The 18,975-nt window shown below is 63.9% G+C and carries 14 protein-coding genes; 13 read left to right on the forward strand and 1 reads right to left on the reverse strand.

Translation table 11 applies throughout. The annotated features are described in order from the left end of the window. Positions 1 to 132: 132 nt before the first annotated feature. Entirely contained in the window at positions 133 to 1,695 is a 1,563-nt protein-coding gene (locus ABWI03_RS21475; protein ID WP_298776727.1) for a SpoIID/LytB domain-containing protein, read from the forward strand. A 105-nt stretch (positions 1,696 to 1,800) separates the two neighbouring features. Here the strand turns inward: ABWI03_RS21475 and ABWI03_RS21480 are convergent, their stop codons facing one another. Further along, positions 1,801 to 3,294 carry a PucR family transcriptional regulator gene (locus ABWI03_RS21480; protein ID WP_298776725.1) on the reverse strand — a complete coding sequence of 498 codons (1,494 nt, stop codon included), beginning with the start codon at positions 3,292 to 3,294 and terminating at the stop codon, positions 1,801 to 1,803. Positions 3,295 to 3,464: 170 nt separating this feature from the next. Here ABWI03_RS21480 and ABWI03_RS21485 point away from each other — a divergent pair, with 170 nt between their 5' ends. The 12 genes from ABWI03_RS21485 (at position 3,465) to ABWI03_RS21540 (ending at position 18,971) form a co-directional block, all read left to right on the forward strand. Then, positions 3,465 to 4,868 (forward strand): amino acid permease, encoded by a 1,404-nt coding sequence (locus ABWI03_RS21485; protein ID WP_095969479.1) that lies wholly within the window; start codon positions 3,465 to 3,467, stop codon positions 4,866 to 4,868. A 90-nt stretch (positions 4,869 to 4,958) separates the two neighbouring features. Then, positions 4,959 to 6,140 carry a thiolase family protein gene (locus ABWI03_RS21490; RefSeq protein ID WP_353798869.1) on the forward strand — a complete coding sequence of 394 codons (1,182 nt, stop codon included), beginning with the start codon at positions 4,959 to 4,961 and terminating at the stop codon, positions 6,138 to 6,140. A gap of 2 nt (positions 6,141 to 6,142) precedes the next feature. Then, positions 6,143 to 7,294: an acyl-CoA dehydrogenase family protein gene (locus ABWI03_RS21495; RefSeq protein WP_007731824.1), complete on the forward strand. Its 1,152-nt coding sequence runs from the start codon at positions 6,143 to 6,145 to the stop codon at positions 7,292 to 7,294. Between the two features lie 110 nt (positions 7,295 to 7,404). Then, on the forward strand, positions 7,405 to 8,328 hold the full coding sequence (locus ABWI03_RS21500; protein ID WP_298776720.1) for an MBL fold metallo-hydrolase: 924 nt from the start codon (positions 7,405 to 7,407) through the stop codon (positions 8,326 to 8,328). A gap of 69 nt (positions 8,329 to 8,397) precedes the next feature. Further along, the gene (gene glf / locus ABWI03_RS21505) at positions 8,398 to 9,612 is read left to right on the forward strand and encodes a UDP-galactopyranose mutase (RefSeq protein WP_064113799.1); all 1,215 of its coding nucleotides are present in this window, start codon (positions 8,398 to 8,400) and stop codon (positions 9,610 to 9,612) included. Next, positions 9,609 to 11,522 (forward strand): glycosyltransferase, encoded by a 1,914-nt coding sequence (locus ABWI03_RS21510; RefSeq protein WP_298776713.1) that lies wholly within the window; start codon positions 9,609 to 9,611, stop codon positions 11,520 to 11,522. Before glf ends, ABWI03_RS21510 begins: the two co-directional genes overlap by 4 nt. Further along, complete coding sequence (locus ABWI03_RS21515) at positions 11,503 to 12,036, forward strand: phosphatase PAP2 family protein (RefSeq protein WP_003943893.1); 534 nt, start codon at positions 11,503 to 11,505, stop codon at positions 12,034 to 12,036. Before ABWI03_RS21510 ends, ABWI03_RS21515 begins: the two co-directional genes overlap by 20 nt. Continuing rightward, a complete protein-coding gene (locus tag ABWI03_RS21520; RefSeq protein WP_003943808.1) occupies positions 12,033 to 12,938 on the forward strand; it encodes a decaprenyl-phosphate phosphoribosyltransferase in 906 nt (301 codons plus the stop codon). The genes ABWI03_RS21515 and ABWI03_RS21520 overlap by 4 nt, the downstream gene beginning before the upstream one ends. Continuing rightward, a complete protein-coding gene (locus tag ABWI03_RS21525) occupies positions 12,916 to 14,835 on the forward strand; it encodes an arabinofuranosyltransferase AftB family protein (RefSeq protein ID WP_298776710.1) in 1,920 nt (639 codons plus the stop codon). Before ABWI03_RS21520 ends, ABWI03_RS21525 begins: the two co-directional genes overlap by 23 nt. A gap of 330 nt (positions 14,836 to 15,165) precedes the next feature. Beyond that, positions 15,166 to 16,176: an alpha/beta hydrolase gene (locus tag ABWI03_RS21530; RefSeq protein WP_298776708.1), complete on the forward strand. Its 1,011-nt coding sequence runs from the start codon at positions 15,166 to 15,168 to the stop codon at positions 16,174 to 16,176. Positions 16,177 to 16,429: 253 nt separating this feature from the next. Then, the gene (locus ABWI03_RS21535; RefSeq protein WP_095969487.1) at positions 16,430 to 18,313 is read left to right on the forward strand and encodes an alpha/beta hydrolase-fold protein; all 1,884 of its coding nucleotides are present in this window, start codon (positions 16,430 to 16,432) and stop codon (positions 18,311 to 18,313) included. Positions 18,314 to 18,419: 106 nt separating this feature from the next. Next, on the forward strand, positions 18,420 to 18,971 hold the full coding sequence (locus tag ABWI03_RS21540) for a DUF732 domain-containing protein (RefSeq protein ID WP_095969488.1): 552 nt from the start codon (positions 18,420 to 18,422) through the stop codon (positions 18,969 to 18,971). Positions 18,972 to 18,975: the final 4 nt, after the last annotated feature.

The following is an 18,975-nucleotide window of genomic DNA, read 5'->3' on the forward strand; positions in this document are numbered from 1 at the left end:
GCCACACTAGTCACAAAAGTCCATAACGCTCAACCTTAGGGTGAGACTTTAGTTAAATCGTTGTGGACTGGCCTGCGCGCGGAGTACCGACTTCGCGGACTCGTGAGGCCGGTAGCGATGAGGAGAGCATTGATGGCGAGAAGCGGAAGAAGCGGAACTGCAGGTAAGAAGCCTGCATCCGGTCGCGCAGGTCGCTTTCTGGTGGGCGGACCCGGGAGGCGGACCTCGCTGATGCGGGTCTCGGTCCTCGGGCTGGTTCCAGCTCTCGCACTCGGCGTCGCGATCGGAGGTTTCACGCAAATCCGTGCTGACGAGCCGTCGATTTTGCACGCCGTCGCCGCCGACACGCAATTCACGCTCTCCGGTCACGGCAACGGGCATGGCCGCGGAATGGGTCAGTGGGGCGCTTACGGTTACGCCAAGAACGACGGCTGGTCCGGCGAGCGAATCCTCAGTCACTACTACGGCGGAACAGTCCTGGACTCCATGCCGCCCGCGCAGATGAGTGTGCGGCTGACCGCTCAGGACAACTCGACACTCGACGTCTACTCCGACGCCGGCCTCGTGGTCAACGGTCAGCGCACCGCGCCCGGCGAGGCGGCCCATCTCACCGCGCTGCCTGGCGGCGGTGCACAGGTGGTTGTCACCAGTGGTTGCGGTGGCGGAGTCGTCTGGGAAGCGGTCACCGATCATCCGTGGGTGGATCCGGTGGATCTCAGTCCTGATCGACCCGCCGACCAGTTCCTGAAGCTGTGCGACAACGACGCGCCCTACAGAGGTGCCCTCGGCGTGGTGCTCGACAACGGCTCGGCGCGGACGGTGAATCTTCTCGACATGGAGGACTACCTGCTCGGCGTGGTGCCGGTCGAGGCCAAGGCGGAATGGGCCGATTCCGGTGGGGCCGAAGCACTACGGGCGCAAGCGGTGGCAGCACGTTCGTACGCTGCAACCGAACATCGGTCTTCGTACGCCGACACCTGCGATACACAGGACTGCCAGGTGTACGGGGGAGCAGGTAAGGAAGATCCCCGCACCACCGAGGCCGTTCGGTCCACCGCCGGCGCCGTTCTGTCGCGTGACGGCAAGATCGTGGCCACCGAATTCTCTTCGTCCACAGGAGGTTACAGCTCCGGCGGTGAATTCCCGGCCGTCGAGGATCTTGGTGACGCCCTGTCTCCCAATCATGACTGGACCGTGAATCTGACCGCAGGGCAGATTGCGGACGCTTTCGGTGTCGGCGAGCTGCAGTCGCTCAAGATTCTCTCGCGCAACGGCTTCGGTGCCGACGGTGGGCGAGTGACGGCAGTCGAGGTAGTCGGTACGGGTGCAACTGTCGGCGCTACCGGTATTCAGTTCCGTCAGAAACTCGGCCTCAAATCGGACTGGTTCACCATTGGTGACGGGGCTGGTGTGGTAGTGGCGCCTGATTCGGAATCGACAGTGCCGGAATCCAATTCGCCATCCGAGGATCCATCGGGTACGGTTACGGAGACGCAGATCGAGAAGAAGTATCGGGAGCTCGGCGGTGAAACCGGCACTCTCGGTGCTCCTGTCGGCCCGGAGATGCAGTTGCCCTCCGAAGCAGGCACTTTCCGTGTCTACGAAAACGGAACCATCATCTGGACAAAGGTTTTGGGTGCGCAGGTAGTTGATGCCAACGTGCTCCGCGAGTGGATACCGACGGGCGGAAGCTAGGGGAAGGTCGGTCGGTAACAACTCGCACGTATCGACTCTGAAGGGTCTCCGCCGCAATCCGGTGGGGGCCCTTCAGGTCGCTTCGGGTGTTGTATCGGTTGACGGTCAGATGGTCGGAGCGTCACCGAGCAGGCGGTACTCGAGCCACAACTCCGCACGTTCGGTGGGGGAGCCGAGGTCGAGCTGGAGAAGGCTCTCGATCCGAGCGAGTCTGCTGCGCAACGTATGCCGGTGAATGTTGAGTGCAGTGGCCGCGGCGTCGCCCACCCCGTTGTGTGCCAACCACATGGCCAAGGTTCGGTAGAGATCGCTACCGCCCTTCGCTTCCAGAAGCGGGCGCAAGTGTGCCGCCGCGAATGCCGTCGAGCGATCCTGATCGAGAAACGCGGACAATCCGCTCTCCGAGAGTTCGGCGAACCGCATCGAAGGCAGGTTGCGGGCGCCGGCCTCGGCTGCTGCCTGCGCGGCTTGGCGTCTGGCGCGCGAGAGATCGTCCCACCACAACATGTCCGACACGCCGACGGTTACGTCGATTTCGTTGACACGGGCGAGGATTCGCCCGCTGTCCGTGGCTGAGACGACGGCGATCAGCGCACCGTCGGTGATGCCGAATGCCAGATCGCGGCTGAGGCCGTCGAGCAGTGAGACGGACACGCTCTCGAGCAGTCCGCTCGGGCCCGCCACGTGGAAGACCTGGAAAGGCTCGACTGGAAATCCTCCCCACAATTCCCCGGAGATGTTGTGGGCGAGCGCATTCTGGCCTTCGAAGAGCTGATGCATCGCAACGGTGCGCAGGTGGTTCATCGTCAGCTGCGCGTCTCGGGTTCGAGCCGTCATCAAGGTGAGCAGAGACGCGGCTGCGATGACGATGCCCTGATTCAGAGAACCGACGGCGCCGGGGCAGCCGGCAACGAGGTATCCCATCAGCTTTCCCCTCGACGTCAGCAGAGGGTGGGAGATGACGTCCTCGTTCTCACTCGTGAGGAAACTGACTTCCATCGGGCGGGCGTCGCGCTCGGGGGCCGTTCGCTCGATTCCTGCGGCCGCGGCGGTGTGTGAGATCTCGACGGTATGTCCGGCCGAGTCCAGCAGAGCCGCCCATCCGCCGATCAATTCCGCCACCCGTCGTACGACTGCCCGGGTGCCGTTGACCGTCACCGCAGCTTGAAGCAGCCGCCGCAGGCTTTGGTAATTGCTGCGCAGCGCTTTCATGTCGTCGTCGGATTGCGCCTTCGACACCGCTTTGGTCAGGGCGATGAAAGGTGTTCGCAATGGGACGTCGAGAAGGGGCACACTGAAACGGGTGGCCGCATCCACCAGAGTCTGTGGCGCCTGCTCGTATCCGAGGCCGGTTCCGAAACCGATTCCGGCAATTCCGGCCGCCACCAGGGTCCGTACGAATCGGGTCGTTTCCGCGGCCGTCGTCGGTAGTGACACCCCGGTGATGAGGAGTAGTTCGCCGCCGTCGAGGAAGGGTGTCGGGTCGGGAAGTTCGGAGACATGTGCCCAGGTCAGGGTGCGGTCGAGCTGGTCGTGCCCAGCCAGGACGCGAAGGCCGAACTGTTCGGTCGCACAAAGCTGGCGGAGCGTGATGGGCATGGGTCCAGTCTGACACCTCGGACTCGCCACTTTGTAGTGCCTGCGGTCACGTTTGTACAAAGTGGAGCCTGACGCGAGCTTGCCGAAGGTCCGACACTGGCGCTATCGAAAATGCGCTCCAGAAGAGCGTCACCGAGATCCACGTCCCGAACAGCCCACAAGGAGTACTGATGTCCAGTACAGACCAGCCGGCACTTCAGCACACGCTGAAGAAGCGGCATCTGTCGATGATTGCGATCGCGGGCGTCATCGGCGCCGGACTGTTCGTCGGCTCCGGTGTGGCGATCCAGGAGACAGGACCGGGTGTCCTGATTTCCTACGCGCTCGCCGGCGTCGTCGTCATCCTCGTGATGCGCATGCTCGGCGAGATGTCGGCAGCGTCGCCGGAAACCGGCTCGTTCTCCTCGTACGCCGACAAGGCCATCGGCCGCTGGGCGGGCTTCTCGATCGGCTGGCTGTACGCATGGTTCTGGATCATCGTGCTCGGCATCGAGGCCACCGCCGGTGCTCTCATCATGAATCGTTGGGTTCCCGGCGTTCCCCAGTGGACCTGGGCCTTGATTCTGATGATCGTGCTGACGCTGACCAACATCATCTCGGTCAAGTCGTTCGGCGAGTTCGAGTTCTGGTTCGCCTCCATCAAGGTCGTCGCCATCATCGCGTTCCTCGGCATGGGCATCGTGGCGATCTGCGGCTGGATGCCCGGCGTCGAAGCACCCGGAATGACCAACCTGACCGGTCACGGCGGTTTCCTGCCCAACGGCACGGGAGCCATGCTCGCCGCAGTCCTCGTGGTCGTGTTCTCGTTCTTCGGCGCCGAAATCGCCACCATCGCCGCCGGTGAATCGGCCAACCCGCTCGAAGCCGTTCGCGCTGCCGTCAAGTCCGTCGTCTGGCGAATTCTCATCTTCTACATCGGCTCGATCGCGGTGGTCGTCACCCTGCTTCCCTGGGACAGTGCGTCGGTCGCGCTCAGCCCGTACGTCGCCGTCATGGACTCCTACGGCATTCCGGCCGCAGGCAACATCATGGACGTCGTCGTCCTCACGTCGGTTCTGTCCTGCCTCAACTCCGGTCTCTACACCGCCAGCCGCATGATCTTCTCCCTCGCCGGCCGCGGCGACGCCCCCAAGTCGCTCTCACGCATCGAGAAGACCGGCGTCCCGATGCGCGCCGTCCTGGTCTCGACGATCGTCGGCTTCCTGACCGTCGGCATGAACTACCTCTCCCCGGACAAGGTCTTCCTGTTCCTGGTCAACTCCTCCGGAGCGATCGCGCTGTTCGTCTGGCTCGTCATCTCGGTGTCTCAGCTGCGCACCCGCCGCAAGCTCGAAGCCTCGGGCCAGGAACTCGAGCTGAAGATGTGGTTCTTCCCGTATCTGACCTACGCCACGATCGCCGCCATCATCGCGCTCTGCATCGGCATGCTCACCCTGGACTCGACGCGCAGTCAGATGATCGTGTCCCTGGGACTCGCAGCGATCCTCGTGGGTATCGGGCTCTACCGCTACCGGAACCACAAAGACACCGAAGCCGAGGTCGTGCCGGTAGCCGAGAGCGCTCCCACACCCTGACACCAACGTCCCCATCTGCGAGATACTTCGATGTCCTAGTATCGGCCACGGACAGAGAAATCGACGTGAGCACAGCAGATGGGGACAATCATGACCACACCCGAACCGATCGTCATCGTCGACGGGGCCAGGACCCCAGTCGGTAGCTTCGGCGGCGTCTTCAAGGACGTACCCGCGCACGAGCTGGGTGCCGCAGCAACCAAGGCCGCGCTGAGCCGCGCCGGCGTTGCCCCCGAAGACATCGACGAGGTCGTCATGGGCTGCATCGGCCAGGTCGGCCCGGACGCCTACAACGCACGCCGCGTCGGCATTGCCGCCGGACTGCCCGAGAACGTCCCCGCCTACACCGTCAACCGCCTCTGTGGCAGCGGCCTGCAGGCAGTGTGGTCGGCGGCAATGCAGATGCGCTGGGGTGCAGCTGCCATCACGCTCGCCGGCGGTGACGAGAGCATGTCCCGCATGCCCTTCTACGACTTCGCCGCCCGCTCGGGCTACAAGCTCGGCGATCGCAGCCTCGTCGACGGCACCGTCGCCATGCTCACCGACCCGTTCAGCAAAGCCCACATGGGCCGCACCGCCGAAGCCGTCGCCCGCAAGTACGGCGTCAGCCGCGAGCAGCAGGACGAGTTCGCCGTCGAATCACAGCGCCGCGCTGCAACCGACGCAGCCAAGGCAGCATTCGCCGAGGAAATCACTCCCGTCGAGACCGGTGGCCGGCGCTCGGTCACCGTCACCGAGGACGAACACCCCAAGCCCGGAACCACCGTCGAAACCCTCGCCAAGCTGCGCCCCGCATTCGAAGAGGGCGGATCCGTCACCGCCGGTAACGCGTCGGGCATCAACGACGGCGCCGGCGCACTCGTCCTCGCGACGGGCACCGAGGTAGCCAAGCGCGGCCTCACCGGACTGGTCACGCTCGAAACTGTCACGACGGCAGCCATGGAGCCCGGCCTGATGGGCTACGCGCCCGTGCTCGCTCTCGAAAAGCTCTTTGCGCAAACAGGATTGAAGCCGTCCGACATCGGCACCGCCGAGGTCAACGAGGCGTTCGCTTCGCAGGCCATCGCCGTCATCCGTGACAGTGGCCTGGATCCGGAGAAGACCAACCCGTACGGCGGAGCAATCGCCCTCGGACACCCGGTCGGCGCCACCGGAGCCATCCTGACCCTGCGTGCCGCCCGCGACATGGTCCGCCGCGACCTCGAATTCGGCATCGTCACCATGTGCATCGGCGGCGGTCAGGCACTCGCTGCCCTGCTGAAGCGGGTCTGATCATGGCGACGAAGCGCAAGCCGTCGTGGCACGACGACGAGATCACGGCAGTGGCCGAACTGGCCCGTGGTTTCTTCGATCGTGAACTGATCGCCAAGCGTGAGCAGTGGGACGCCCAGCATCGTGTCGACCGGTCCGTGTGGCTCGAAGCCGGCAAGCTCGGCCTGCTGTGCTGCTCGATTCCCGAGGAATACGGCGGGGGCGGTGGAACCTTCGCACACGATCTCGCTGTCTTCGAGGCGCAGGGCTACTGCGGTGACTATGCACTCGGTAACTCCGTGCACAGTGGCATCGTCGCCCACTACGTGCTCGAGTACGGAAGTGAAGAGCAGAAGAAGGCCTGGCTGCCAGGGATGGCGACGGGCGAAATCCTCGGTGCCATCGGAATGACCGAGCCGGGAACAGGTTCCGACCTCAAGGCAATCACCACGTCCGCGATCCGCGACGGTGACCACTACGTCGTGAACGGGTCGAAGACCTTCATCACCAACGGTGGCAGCGCAGACATGATCGTCCTCGCCGTCAAGACCGATCCCAAGGCCGGCGCCAAGGGCGTCTCGCTCCTGATCGTGGATCTTCGTGACTGCGAAGGCTTTGCAGTCGGCCGCGTCCTCGACAAGGTCGGTCAGCACGGCGCCGATACGTCCGAGCTGTCCTTCACCGATGTCCGCGTTCCCGTCTCGAACCTCCTCGGTGAGTCCGAGGGGCTCGGTTTCGGTCAGCTGATGGCACAGTTGGTGCAGGAACGCCTCATCATCGGCGCGCAGGCCATCGGCACCATCGAGCGTGCCGTCGAGGAGACCGTCGCGTACACCAAGGCGCGTCAAGCGTTCGGGCACAGCCTCTTCGAGTTCCAGAACACCGCCTTCGAGCTGGCCGAGTGCCAGACGATCGCACGCACCTGCCGTGTCTTCCTCGACAACTGCATCGAGGATCACCTCAACGGCGAGCTGGACGGCGCAGACGCCGCGATGGTCAAGTACTGGCTCACCGAGCAGCAATGCGCCGTCGTCGACCGGTGCGTGCAGCTCTACGGCGGATACGGCTACATGCGTGAGTACCCGATCGCGCGCATGTACGAGGACTCCCGCGTCCAGAAGATCTACGCCGGCGCCAACGAAGTGATGAAGGGCATCATCGCGAAGAGTCTTTGATCACCGGCGTCGAAAACCATTGACACCGAACAGGCACCCACCGAGCATTTCGGTGGGTGCCTTTGTGTGTGCCTACAAGCGGTATCGAGCTGTTCGGAAGGCAATCACTGATGAGCTTCACCATCGACGTCGGATCGGCGCGCGTCACCCAACTGACAGAGCTGGCACACTGGCCGTTTCCGCCGCGAGAGCTTTTTCCGCACGCGGGTGAGGCGGAGATCGAGGACGCGTCGGCACGGCTGACACGGGAGTTCTTCGACGCCGGTAGCGGTGACCTCGTACTTGCCATCCACACCTACCTGGTGGAGATCGGCGGCAAAGCCATCGTCGTCGACACCGGCAACGGCAACAGCAAGCACCGGCCGAACCTCCTGCCGCATCACATGTTCGGTACCGACTACCTCTCCCGCTTCGCAGCCACCGGTGTGTCCGTCGACGACGTCGATCTGGTGGTCAGCACACATCTGCACCCCGACCACTGTGGTTGGAACACCGCCCTCGACGCCGAAACCTGGCGGCCTACCTTTCCCCGCGCGACCTACGTTTTCGATCGCACCGAACTGGCCGCGCTCGAACAACTCGCCGCCGACGGTCCGCACGAAGGAGTGGTCTCGGATCTCGCGCAGACCTTCGAGGACAGCGTCCGTCCCGTTCTGGACGGGGCGAAGTGGGAGGCGGTCGGCGACGGTCACGTCCTGGCCGAATCGGCAGGCACAAGCGTCGTCGTGCGCAGCGCGCCCGGCCACACTCCGGGCCATATCGTGATCGAGATCCGCACTGCCGACGGCGGCGCCGTCATCTCCGGCGACGTGATCCACCATCCGATCCAGTTTCTGTACCCGGACCTCAGTCAGGGCGGCGACGCGGATCCCGAGATCGCGAGGGTCACCCGCCGCGAACTTCTCGAACGCTGCGCGTCGGAGGGACTCCTTCTGCTTCCCGCGCACTTCTCCGTCGACGAACCGATCACGGTTCGGTTCGACGCGGACGGTCTGCCGACGGCGTCGGCTCTGTTCGGTCGCGCAGCGTCCTGACTTGCCGCATCGTCCCTGGTGACGCATCCAACCCTCGGCTTCCGAACAGGTCCGATACCCTGGTACATCGTGACCGCTGCAAATTCAGAGACCGCCCGTGCCCAGTACGACCTGATCGTCGTCGGCTCGGGATTCTTCGGGCTGACCATCGCCGAGCGTGCCGCTACCCAGCTGGGTAAGCGCGTGCTGGTGCTGGATCGCCGTCACCACCTGGGGGGGAACGCATACTCGGAGGCTGAGCCGGAGACCGGCATCGAGGTCCACAAGTACGGTGCCCACCTGTTCCACACCTCCAACAAGAAGGTCTGGGACTATGTCACCCAGTTCACGGAGTTCACGAACTACCAGCACCGCGTCTTCGCGCTGCACAAGGGACAGGCGTACCAGTTCCCGCTGGGACTCGGTCTCGTGTCGCAGTTCTTCGGTCGGTACTTCACTCCCGAAGAAGCACGCGCCCTCATCGCCGAGCAGTCCAGCGAGATCGATTCGAAGGACGCCTCCAATCTCGAAGAGAAGGCGATCTCCCTGATCGGGCGCCCGCTCTACGAAGCATTTGTGCGTGACTACACGGCTAAGCAGTGGCAGACCGACCCCACCGAGCTGCCCGCGGCGAATATCGCCCGCCTGCCGGTCCGCTACAACTTCGACAACCGCTACTTCAACGACACGTACGAGGGCCTGCCCGTCGACGGCTACACGGCGTGGCTCGAGAACATGGCGAAGGATCCGAAGATCGAGGTCCGCCTCGACACCGATTACTTCGACGTCCGCGACGAACTGCGCACCGCCAGCCCCGACGCACCCGTCATCTACACGGGCCCGCTCGACCGCTACTTCGACTACTCCGAAGGTGCACTGGGATGGCGCACCCTCGATTTCGAGACCGAGGTTCTGCCCACCGGAGACTTCCAGGGCACCCCGGTCATGAACTACAACGACGCCGACGTGCCGTTCACCCGTATCCACGAGTTCCGTCACTTCCATCCGGAGCGCGAGTACCCGACCGACAAGACCGTCATCATGCGTGAGTTCTCACGTGCCGCGGAGGCGAAGGACGAGCCGTACTACCCGATCAACACTCCCGAGGATCGCGAGAAGCTCTCCGCGTACCGCTCACGCGCCAAGAAGGAGACCGCGGAGAACAAGGTCCTCTTCGGTGGGCGTCTCGGCACCTACCAGTACCTGGACATGCACATGGCGATCGCCAGCGCGCTGACGATGTTCGAGAACACCCTGCGCCCGCATCTCGAAACGGGTGCGGAATTGGCAGGGGAGAGCGAATGAACGCACGTCATCTACTCGAAGGCGAAGATGCCGTCAGCGGCGACGAGGTGACCTACCTCGGCAAGTCCCTGCTTCAGCGGATCATCCTGCCCCGCGCCGGTGAGCCGCTCGACGTCCGCACGTTGTACTTGGAAGAGTCCTGGTCCAACAGTCGGCGGGCGCACTCGACCTCGCGCACGTCGGTAGCGCTCGGCGCCGAGACCGAGGTCTCGTTCGCCACGTACTTCAACGCGTTCCCTGCCAGCTACTGGCGTCGATGGTCCATCCTGAAATCGGTGGTCCTTCGTCTCGAGCTGTCCGGCCACGGCCGCGTCGACATCTACCGTTCCAAGGCGGATTCCTCGCGAATTCACGTGGAAGGCAAGGAATTTGCCGACGGCGATGCCGCGGTCGAGTTCGAGGTGGAACTGGCGCCGTTCGAGGACGGTGGCTGGATCTGGTTCGACATCACCACCGATACGGCAGTGGTCGTCGAGAGCGGCGGCTGGTACGCGCCCGTCGAGGCTCCAGGCGAAGCGACTGTCGCCGTTGGTATTCCGACGTTCAACCGTCCGACCGACGCGGTCAAGGCGCTTGCTGCACTGGCTTCGGATCCGCTGGTGTCGGACGTGATCAAGGCCGTCATCATGCCGGATCAGGGCACCCGCAAGGTGCGTGACGAACCCGGATTCGCCGAAGCTGCTGCAGCGCTCGGTGATCGGCTCGCCATTCACGATCAGGGCAACCTCGGCGGCTCGGGCGGATACAGCCGAATCATGTACGAGGCACTCAAGACGACGCAGTGCCAGCACATCCTGTTCATGGACGACGACATCGAGATCGAACCGGACTCGATTCTGCGTGCGCTTTCGTTCTCGCGTTTCGCGAAGTCGCCGATGCTGGTGGGTGGGCAGATGCTCAACCTGCAGGAACGAAGCCACCTCCACGTGATGGGTGAAGTGGTCGACCGCGGCATCTTCATGTGGACCGCGGCACCGAACGTCGAATACGACCACGATTTCTCGAAGAAGCCGCTGCGCGAATCGAAACTCCTGCACCGCCGCATCGACGTCGACTTCAACGGCTGGTGGATGTGCATGATCCCGCGCCAGGTCGCCGAAGAAATCAAGCAGCCGCTACCGCTTTTCATCAAGTGGGACGACTGCGAATACGGTTTGCGCGCAAAGAAAGCCGGATACCCGACCGTCACGCTGCCCGGTGCCGCGATCTGGCACATGGCGTGGAGCGACAAGGACGACGCCATCGACTGGCAGGCGTACTTCCACCTCCGTAACCGCCTGGTGGTGGCAGCCCTCCACATGCCGGGCAACGGCCGCGGTCTCGTCGTCAACACGGTGAAGGCAACACTCAAGCACCTGCTGTGCCTCGAGTACTCCACCGTCGCGATCCAGAACAAGGCAATCGCGGACTTCCTCGCCGGTCCGGAACATGTCGCGAACATGCTGCCGACCGCACTCGGCGAGGTGCACGCCCAGCGCAAGGAATTCTCCGACGCCGTCGTACTGCCCTCGTCGACTGCGCTGCCGCTGCCCTCGGGTGCGGATGTCGGGGACGTGAGCCTGCCCCTGTCGACCGTTGCGAAGATCACCCGGGTACTCAAGGCAGGAGTGCACAACGTGAAGCCGGCCAAGCCGGAACACCTCGAGCGCCCTCAGCTCAACGTGCCGACCATCGACGCCCGTTGGTTCCTGCTCTCACAGGTCGACGGCGTCACTGTCACCACAGCCGACGGCCGCGGCGTCGTCTACCGCAAGCGCAATCCCAAGCTTGCGCTCGAACTGCTCAAGGAAGCCACACGGTTGCGCCGCGAACTCGCCGCACGTTTCCCTGAGCTCAAGAAGCAGTACCAGGACGCCGTTCCTTCACTGACCAGCACGGAAAGGTGGGAACGTGTCTTCGGCATCTCCTGAAGTACAGATTCTGGCCGGGATTCAATCGACCGTCGGGCAGCTTCCGGGAGCAGTGAAGGTCGCTCGCGGTATGTCTCACTTCGGTGAGCACTCCCTCGGGTGGATCGCGATCGCTGCCGTCGGAGCTGCCGTGGACAAGCCGCGTCGACGTGAATGGGCCGGAGCAGCTGTCGGAGCATTCGGTGCACACGCCGCCTCCGTCGTGATCAAACGAGTGGTCAGGCGCAAGCGACCTTCCGACCCTTCGGTGCAGGTCAACGTCTCGACACCGAGCAAGCTCAGCTTCCCGTCCTCACACGCGACGTCGACGACGGCGGCGGCTGTGCTGATCGGTCGACTCACCGGGCTACCCTTACCGGCGTTGCTGGTGCCCCCGATGATGCTCTCGCGTCTGGTCCTGGGAGTTCACTACCCGACCGACGTACTCGCCGGAGCGGCACTGGGAGCCGCATCCGCGGCGGTAGTTCGCCGGGTCGAAGAAGCCAGAGCCGAACAGAAATGTGGAGATAAATGAGCGAGGAACCGGCTACGGTCAGCGGACCCCCGAAGTCCCTGCCCGCCGGCATCGTCAAGGCGCTTCGCCCACGTCAGTGGGTCAAGAACGTCCTTGTGCTGGCAGCGCCCATCGCGGCCGGAACCGCCACCGAAGCCGACGTGCTGTTGCCCGTCGCGCTGGCGTTCGTCGTGTTCTGTATGGCGGCATCGGGCATCTACCTCGTCAACGACGCGATGGATGTCGAAGCCGACCGCGCTCACCCCACGAAGCGTTTCCGTCCCATCGCGGCCGGAGTTCTACCCGTCAACATCGCGTACGGCATGGCAGTCGTGCTGCTGGCCGGTGCGATCGGACTGTCGTTCCTGGCCAACTGGCAACTCGCCGTGGTCATGGGCGTGTACATCGTCATCCAGCTCGCCTACTGCTTCGGTCTCAAGCATCAGGCCGTCATCGACATCTGCATCGTCTCGTCCGGCTTCCTGCTTCGAGCGATCGCCGGTGGCGTTGCCGCCGAGATCGACCTCTCGCAGTGGTTCCTGCTGATGATGGCGTTCGGTTCACTGTTCATGGCGGCCGGCAAGCGCTACGCCGAACTGCAGTTGGCCGAGAAGACCGGCGCGAAGATCCGTAAGTCCCTCGAGAGCTACACGATGACGTACCTGCGTTTCGTGTGGACGATGGCAGCGACGACGCTGGTCCTCTGCTACGGACTGTGGGCGTTCCAGCAGGACGCCATCAAGGGCACCAACTGGTACGCCATCTCGATGGTGCCGTTCACCATCGCGGTGCTGCGATACGCGGTGGACGTCGACGGCGGCGAAGCCGGAGAGCCTGAGGAGATCGCGCTCGGTGACCGGGTGCTGCAACTCCTCGCGATTGCGTGGATCGGAGTAGTGGGTGTCGCTGTCTACCTCGTCTGAGCCACGCACCGAGGCCGACCCGCACGTCGACACTGCGGCGAACCGCACCACCCTCAGTCGAGGAGTTTTTCTCGGCGGGGTGGTGCTTGCTGCTGCCCTCATGTTCTGGGGTGCGTGGGAACGTCGTTGGATCGCCGACGACGGACTCATCGTCTTGCGAACCGTCCGCAACCTGCTCGCGGGGAACGGCCCGGTCTTCAACGCGGGTGAGCGTGTCGAGGCGAACACGAGTACCGCGTGGACGTACATCGTCTACGCATTCAGCTGGCTCACACAGATCCGCCTCGAATACGTCGTTCTGACGATCGCGCTCGTACTCTCGACTGCTGCCGTCGTGTTGGCGATGCTCGGTACCGGTCGTCTGTACCGAGGCGTACGGCCGTCGGCGGGCGGAACGATCCTGCTGGTACCGGCCGGTGTTCTCGTCTACATCGCGGTTCCGCCTGCGCGAGATTTCGCCACTTCCGGCCTCGAGACGTGCTTGGTGATCTTCTGGATCGCGCTCCTGTGGCTACTGCTCGTTCGGTGGGCGCAGGCGTCGACGCCGTCCACGGCGTCGATCCTGACTCTCTCGTTCGTGGCAGGACTCGGACCACTGGTCCGACCCGAGATGGCAATTCCCGGTGCCGCCGCGTTGATGATGATCGTTCTCTCCGCCGGCCTGACCTGGAAGATTCGCGCACTGATCGTGGTCGTGGCGGGACTTGTCCCGGTGGGCTATCAGATCTGGCGAATGGGCTATTACGCCCTGCCGTACCCGAACACGGCAGTGTCGAAGGACGCCGGTGGCGCGAAGTGGGCGCAGGGATTTGCGTACCTGTGGAACCTCGTCGGGCCGTACCTGCTCTGGCTGCCGCTGCTGTTCCTGCTCATCGGTGCGCTGCTGCTCGTGTGGCGAAACCGAGCGGACGCACCGGCCACCACCACCGATCAACCTGCACGCCCGCTGTGGCAGCGCTTTCAACAGTTTCTGCGCACGCCGCGGGCCGTCGTCACGTTCATTCTCGGCAGCGGACTGATTCTCGGGATCTACTCTCTGCGCGTCGGCGGCGACTTCATGCACGGACGCGTCCTGTTGCCGGTGCTGTTCTGCCTGCTCATCCCGGTCGCCGTCATTCCGTTGCGAGTTCCGGCGCGGACAGCGTTCGGGAGCAACCGAGACACCGCGATCTTCGGGGTCTCGGCGGTGCTGTGGATCGGCACGATCATCTGGGCCTTCTTCGCCGCGAACACGACGGGTATGCCCGAAGGGTCCGTGGTGGGGCGCTCGGGAATCGTCGACGAGCGAGCGTTCTACGCCCTCAACACCGGTCACAAGCACCCGATCCTTGCCGAGGACTACCTCGACTATCCACGGATGCGTGCCATGGTCGAGACCATCGCACGGACTCCGGAGGGCGGGCTGCTGTTGCCGTCCGCCAACTACGATTCCTGGTTCGTCGTCCCCCCGCCGGGGCCGCTCGAGGAGCCGGCCGAGCACGTGGTCTTCTTCCTCAACCTCGGAATGACGAGCATGAACGTCGGGCTCGACGTTCGGGTGCTCGATCAGATGGGGCTGGCGTACCCCTTGGCCGCTCACACCGAGCGACTCGAGGACGGCCGGATCGGCCACGACAAGAATCTCTATCCGGACTGGGTGGTCGCGGATACCGGAATGATCGACGTTCGCCCGTGGCTGCCGTTCTTCCTCGACGAAGACTGGGTTGCCGACGCGAAGCTGGCCATCACCTGCCCGGAAACACAGGAGCTGCTCACGTCGTACCGCTCCGAGTTGACCTGGGCGAGATTCAAGCAGAATTTCCAGCAGGCATTCGACTTCGCGAAGTACCGATTCGACCGGGTTCCGGCCTACGAATTGGAACGCTGCGGGCTCGTTCCGCCAGAGCCACCCCGGTGATGTGATCAGCATCACCGGCTGTTGAAGGTTTGAATATTTCGATTCAGTAACACCGAATTGATTGACCACGATGTACTCGAAGACGATTCACCTAACCTGAATCACCCCCAGGGGTGAAGACGGCGTCGCTCGCAGACTGGGACGTAACGGTCCACCTATTTGTCACAGCTGAACCTGTGACATAAAGTCCAGCGAGCGCAGTGTGACTTGGAAGAGGTCCGCTGCCGACCCGAACTCGTTCGGGCTGGCAGAAAAGCCTGTTCCCCGACGGAATCCGCCGGAACCACTCCACCGAGTGGGTTCCGCAGACGAAGAGAGAGAGCAGTATCCATGCGTTTTGCCAGAAAGAGGCTGACCCAGCGCCTCAAGCACCGAGCGTTGGCCATCGGTGCCGCAGCACTTGTGCTCCCCCTTGCTGCAGGTGTTGCCGGTAGTGCTGTCGCCTCTGCTGCGCCCGCGCACACTGCTCCCAGCCACACCGCTCCCTCGGGCGGATACGACGAGCTGTGGGTGCCCTCCTCGATGGGCAACATCAAGGTCCAGGTCCAGTGGGCCGCACGCGGCGGAAACGCTGCTCTCTACCTCCTCGACGGCCTGCGTGCGCGTAACGACGCCAACGCGTGGAGCTTCGAGACCAACGCGATGGACCAGTACCGCAACGACAACATCACCCTCGTGATGCCCGTCGGTGGCGAGTCCAGCTTCTACAGCGACTGGTACGCACCGTCGAACTTCAACGGCCAGCAGATCACGTACAAGTGGGAAACGTTCCTCACGCAGGAACTCCCCAACTTCCTCGCGAACTACGGCGTTTCGCCCACCAACAACGCGGTTCTCGGTCTCTCGATGGGCGGCAGCGCTGCTCTGACGCTGGCTGCGTACCACCGTGACCAGTTCAAGTTCGCCGGCTCGCTCTCGGGCTACCTGAACATCTCGGCTCCCGGCATGCGCGAAGCAATCCGCGTCGCAATGCTCGATGCCGGTCGCTTCAACGTCGACTCCATGTGGGGACCGCCGTGGAGCCCGTCCTGGCTGCGCAACGACCCGTTCGTCTTCGCGCCGCGTCTGCAGGGCCTGTCGATGTACATCTCGTCGGCAAGCGGCCTGCCCGGTGAATACGACCACCCGCGCGCACCGATCGACTACTACAACACGGCCAACGGCATGGGCCTCGAAGCTCTCGCCCTGGTCAACACCCGTGCATTCCAGATCCGCATGAACTCGCTGGGTATCCCGGCCACCTACAGCTTCCCGTCCAACGGCACGCACTCGTGGCCGTACTGGTCGGCAGAGCTGTGGAAGGCTCGCGGCCAGATCCTCGACACCATGAACGCTTGGTGATCGTGCGCGATCCCGTGACCTAGTCACTTCACCAGTGCCGTTCCGGACTCCCTCGAAGGAGAACCGGGACGGCACTTGTGTATTCAGGTGCTGCACAAGCGCCCGATGTCAGTAACAATTGCACCACCAGTAACAGCGCGGCTACCCCAAGCGGGGATCGTTTGCGTGTAGAAATAGTTTCAACGGGGGTCTGGCTGCTCAGGCGGCCACACGATCGACGCGCGGACCGACTGTAAGGAAAGAGAGTGAGCTCATGCGAGTAGGCCTTGCCACGGAGGACCGTCGCCGGTCCCGGGCAACCTTCCGGACAAAGGTCGTCGGCGCACTGGCAGCGATGCTGGTTCTGCCGATCGCCGCGGGCTTGACCACGGCCGGAACCGCGGCAGCCGCGCCGGCACCTGCTCAGGCCGCACCGGCCGCCACCCAGAACCCCACCGGTGCAGCGGTCACGAAGGTCGACTGGCTCAGCGAGCGTCGCGTCGCGCTGTGGGTGAACTCTCCCGCGATGGGCGCCCCGATTCAGGTGCAGATCCTGTTGGCCCGCGATTGGAACGTCAATCCGTCGGCCAGCTTCCCCTCGGTCTGGATGCTCGACGGTCTTCGCGCGACCGACAACGAGAACGCCTGGACCTACGAGACCGACGCCGAGTCCTTCTACGCGGACAAGAACGTCAACGTCATCCTCCCGGTCGGCGGTCAGTCCAGCTTCTACTCCGACTGGCTCCAGCCCGACAACGGCAAGAACTACCAGTGGGAGACGTTCCTGACCAAGGAACTGCCCCCCATCCTCGAAAAGGACTGGCGGACCACGCAGACACGCGGTGTCGTCGGACTGTCGATGGGCGGCACGTCCGCGATGTTCCTCACGGCGCGCAACCCCGGCTTCTTCAAGTTCGCCGCTTCGCTCTCCGGCATCCTCACCACCACCTCGCTCGGAATGCCTCAGGCAATCCAGTTCGCGATGACCGACGCCGGTGGATACAACTCCGCCGCAATGTGGGGACCCCCGTCCAACCCGCAGTGGGCCGCACATGATCCGTACGCGCTCGCCGAGAAGCTCAAGGGCGTCAGCCTGTACGTCTCGAGCGGTAGCGGTACGACCGGCCCCTACGACCAGCCGTCGGGAATTCCCGGTGTCAGCACCAACTACGCAGGTATGGGCCTCGAGATTCTCGCTCGCCTGACTTCGCAGACTTTCGCCACCAAGCTCAACCAGCTCGGTATCCCCGCACAGGTCAACTACCGCCCGTCCGGAACCCACTCGTGGCCGTACTGGCAGTTCGAGCTTCATCAGCTGTGGCCGCAGTTGGCCAACGCCATCGGCGTCGAGGTCGAGAAGCCGGCTTGTGGCACTTCGGGTGCGATCGGTGCGACGGCCGCAGCCAACGGCTGGATCGGCGACTGCATCACCCCCGAGTACAGCGTCGCGGGTGGCCTGGCACAGGACTTCCGCAACGGTCGCATCTACTTCACCAGTGGAACGGGCGCCCAGCCTGTCGCCGGTCGTATCGCCGGCGCGTACATGAACACCGGAGCAGCGGCCGGCCCGCTCGGCTTCCCGCGTACCCCGGAACTCGGTACCCCCGACGGACGCGGACGCTTCAACCACTTCCAGAACGGCTCCATCTACTGGACCCCGCAGACCGGCGCTCACCCCGTCAGCGGCGACATCCTCACCGAGTGGTCCGCACAGGGATGGGAAGGCGGCCCGCTCGGCTACCCGACTGCCGACGAGATCGCGACCCCCGGCAAGCCCGGCAAGGTTCAGGGATTCGAGATCGGCGCGATGTACAGCAGCGCCAACGGAACTCATGCCGTTCTCGGAATGATCATGGGCAAGTACGGCGAACTCGGTTGGGAAAACGGCTGGCTCGGATTCCCGAAGTCGAACGAGGTTCCGATCAAGGACAACGGACGCTTCACCGAGTTCGAGGGCGGCAACATCTACTGGAGCCCCGGCACCGGTGCATGGTCCGTCGAGAACGGCCCGCTGTTCGACGGTTGGAAGAGCGTCGGATACGAAGGCGGCCGCCTCGGATTCCCGATCAGTGACAAGTTCGACATTCCCGGTGGTGTTCAGCAGAACTTCCAGTTCGGCTACATCACGGTGATCGGTGACAAGACAGAAGTTCACTAACTCACAGTGGTGCACGACGGGCGGGCCCGATCACGGATCGGTGCCCGCCCGCGTGCGTTGCGTAACCTGTTGATGGACTTTCGACTGAAGGCAAGGACGGACATTGATGTCGCTTTTCTCGGGTAACCGAAACACTTGTGCACGCGCGATCGCGGTCGGCGCCTTGGCGCTCGCCACGGGTGGCGCACTGGTCGCGTGCGGTAGTGACGACTCCACTGCAACCTCCAATCCGGTCACCACGACGTCCGCTGCGGCTTCGTCCTCGAGCGGTTCGGCGTCTGCGTCCGCCTCTGCGACCACGACGGCGTCGGCTGCGCCCACCAGTCCGGGAGCAGCGGCCACCGCGCCGCCGGAGCAGCCGCAGAGCATCGAAGGCTTCCCGGGTCCCACAGTCGTCGAGGTCAGTCCCGAGGCTCAGAAGTTCCTCGACGGACTGAAGGCGAAGGGAATCACCCCGGCCGGTGACGGAAGCATCGCCGTCAATACAGCCAATTACATCTGCGCTGCCGGTCCTCAGACCGACGACGAGGTCCTGACCTTCGTGACTGCCTTCGTCGGCCAGGAAGCGTCGGCGGAGGGCAAGCAGATCACTCCCGAGCAGGCAGGTGCGAACGCTCAGATCTACGTCGACGTCGCCAACGCCACCTACTGCAAGTAGGCGC

It is taken from the genome of Rhodococcus baikonurensis, from assembly GCF_040489275.1.
Classification (GTDB): domain Bacteria; phylum Actinomycetota; class Actinomycetes; order Mycobacteriales; family Mycobacteriaceae; genus Rhodococcus_F; species Rhodococcus_F baikonurensis.

Coding starts and splice junctions, on each gene's coding strand:
- ABWI03_RS21475 (WP_298776727.1), top strand. CDS start 133: ATGGCGAGAAGCGGAAGAAGCGGAACTGCAGGTAAGAAGCCTGCATCC.
- ABWI03_RS21480 (WP_298776725.1), bottom strand. CDS start 3,294: ATGCCCATCACGCTCCGCCAGCTTTGTGCGACCGAACAGTTCGGCCTT.
- ABWI03_RS21485 (WP_095969479.1), top strand. CDS start 3,465: ATGTCCAGTACAGACCAGCCGGCACTTCAGCACACGCTGAAGAAGCGG.
- ABWI03_RS21490 (WP_353798869.1), top strand. CDS start 4,959: ATGACCACACCCGAACCGATCGTCATCGTCGACGGGGCCAGGACCCCA.
- ABWI03_RS21495 (WP_007731824.1), top strand. CDS start 6,143: ATGGCGACGAAGCGCAAGCCGTCGTGGCACGACGACGAGATCACGGCA.
- ABWI03_RS21500 (WP_298776720.1), top strand. CDS start 7,405: ATGAGCTTCACCATCGACGTCGGATCGGCGCGCGTCACCCAACTGACA.
- ABWI03_RS21510 (WP_298776713.1), top strand. CDS start 9,609: ATGAACGCACGTCATCTACTCGAAGGCGAAGATGCCGTCAGCGGCGAC.
- ABWI03_RS21520 (WP_003943808.1), top strand. CDS start 12,033: ATGAGCGAGGAACCGGCTACGGTCAGCGGACCCCCGAAGTCCCTGCCC.
- ABWI03_RS21530 (WP_298776708.1), top strand. CDS start 15,166: ATGCGTTTTGCCAGAAAGAGGCTGACCCAGCGCCTCAAGCACCGAGCG.
- ABWI03_RS21535 (WP_095969487.1), top strand. CDS start 16,430: ATGCGAGTAGGCCTTGCCACGGAGGACCGTCGCCGGTCCCGGGCAACC.
- ABWI03_RS21540 (WP_095969488.1), top strand. CDS start 18,420: ATGTCGCTTTTCTCGGGTAACCGAAACACTTGTGCACGCGCGATCGCG.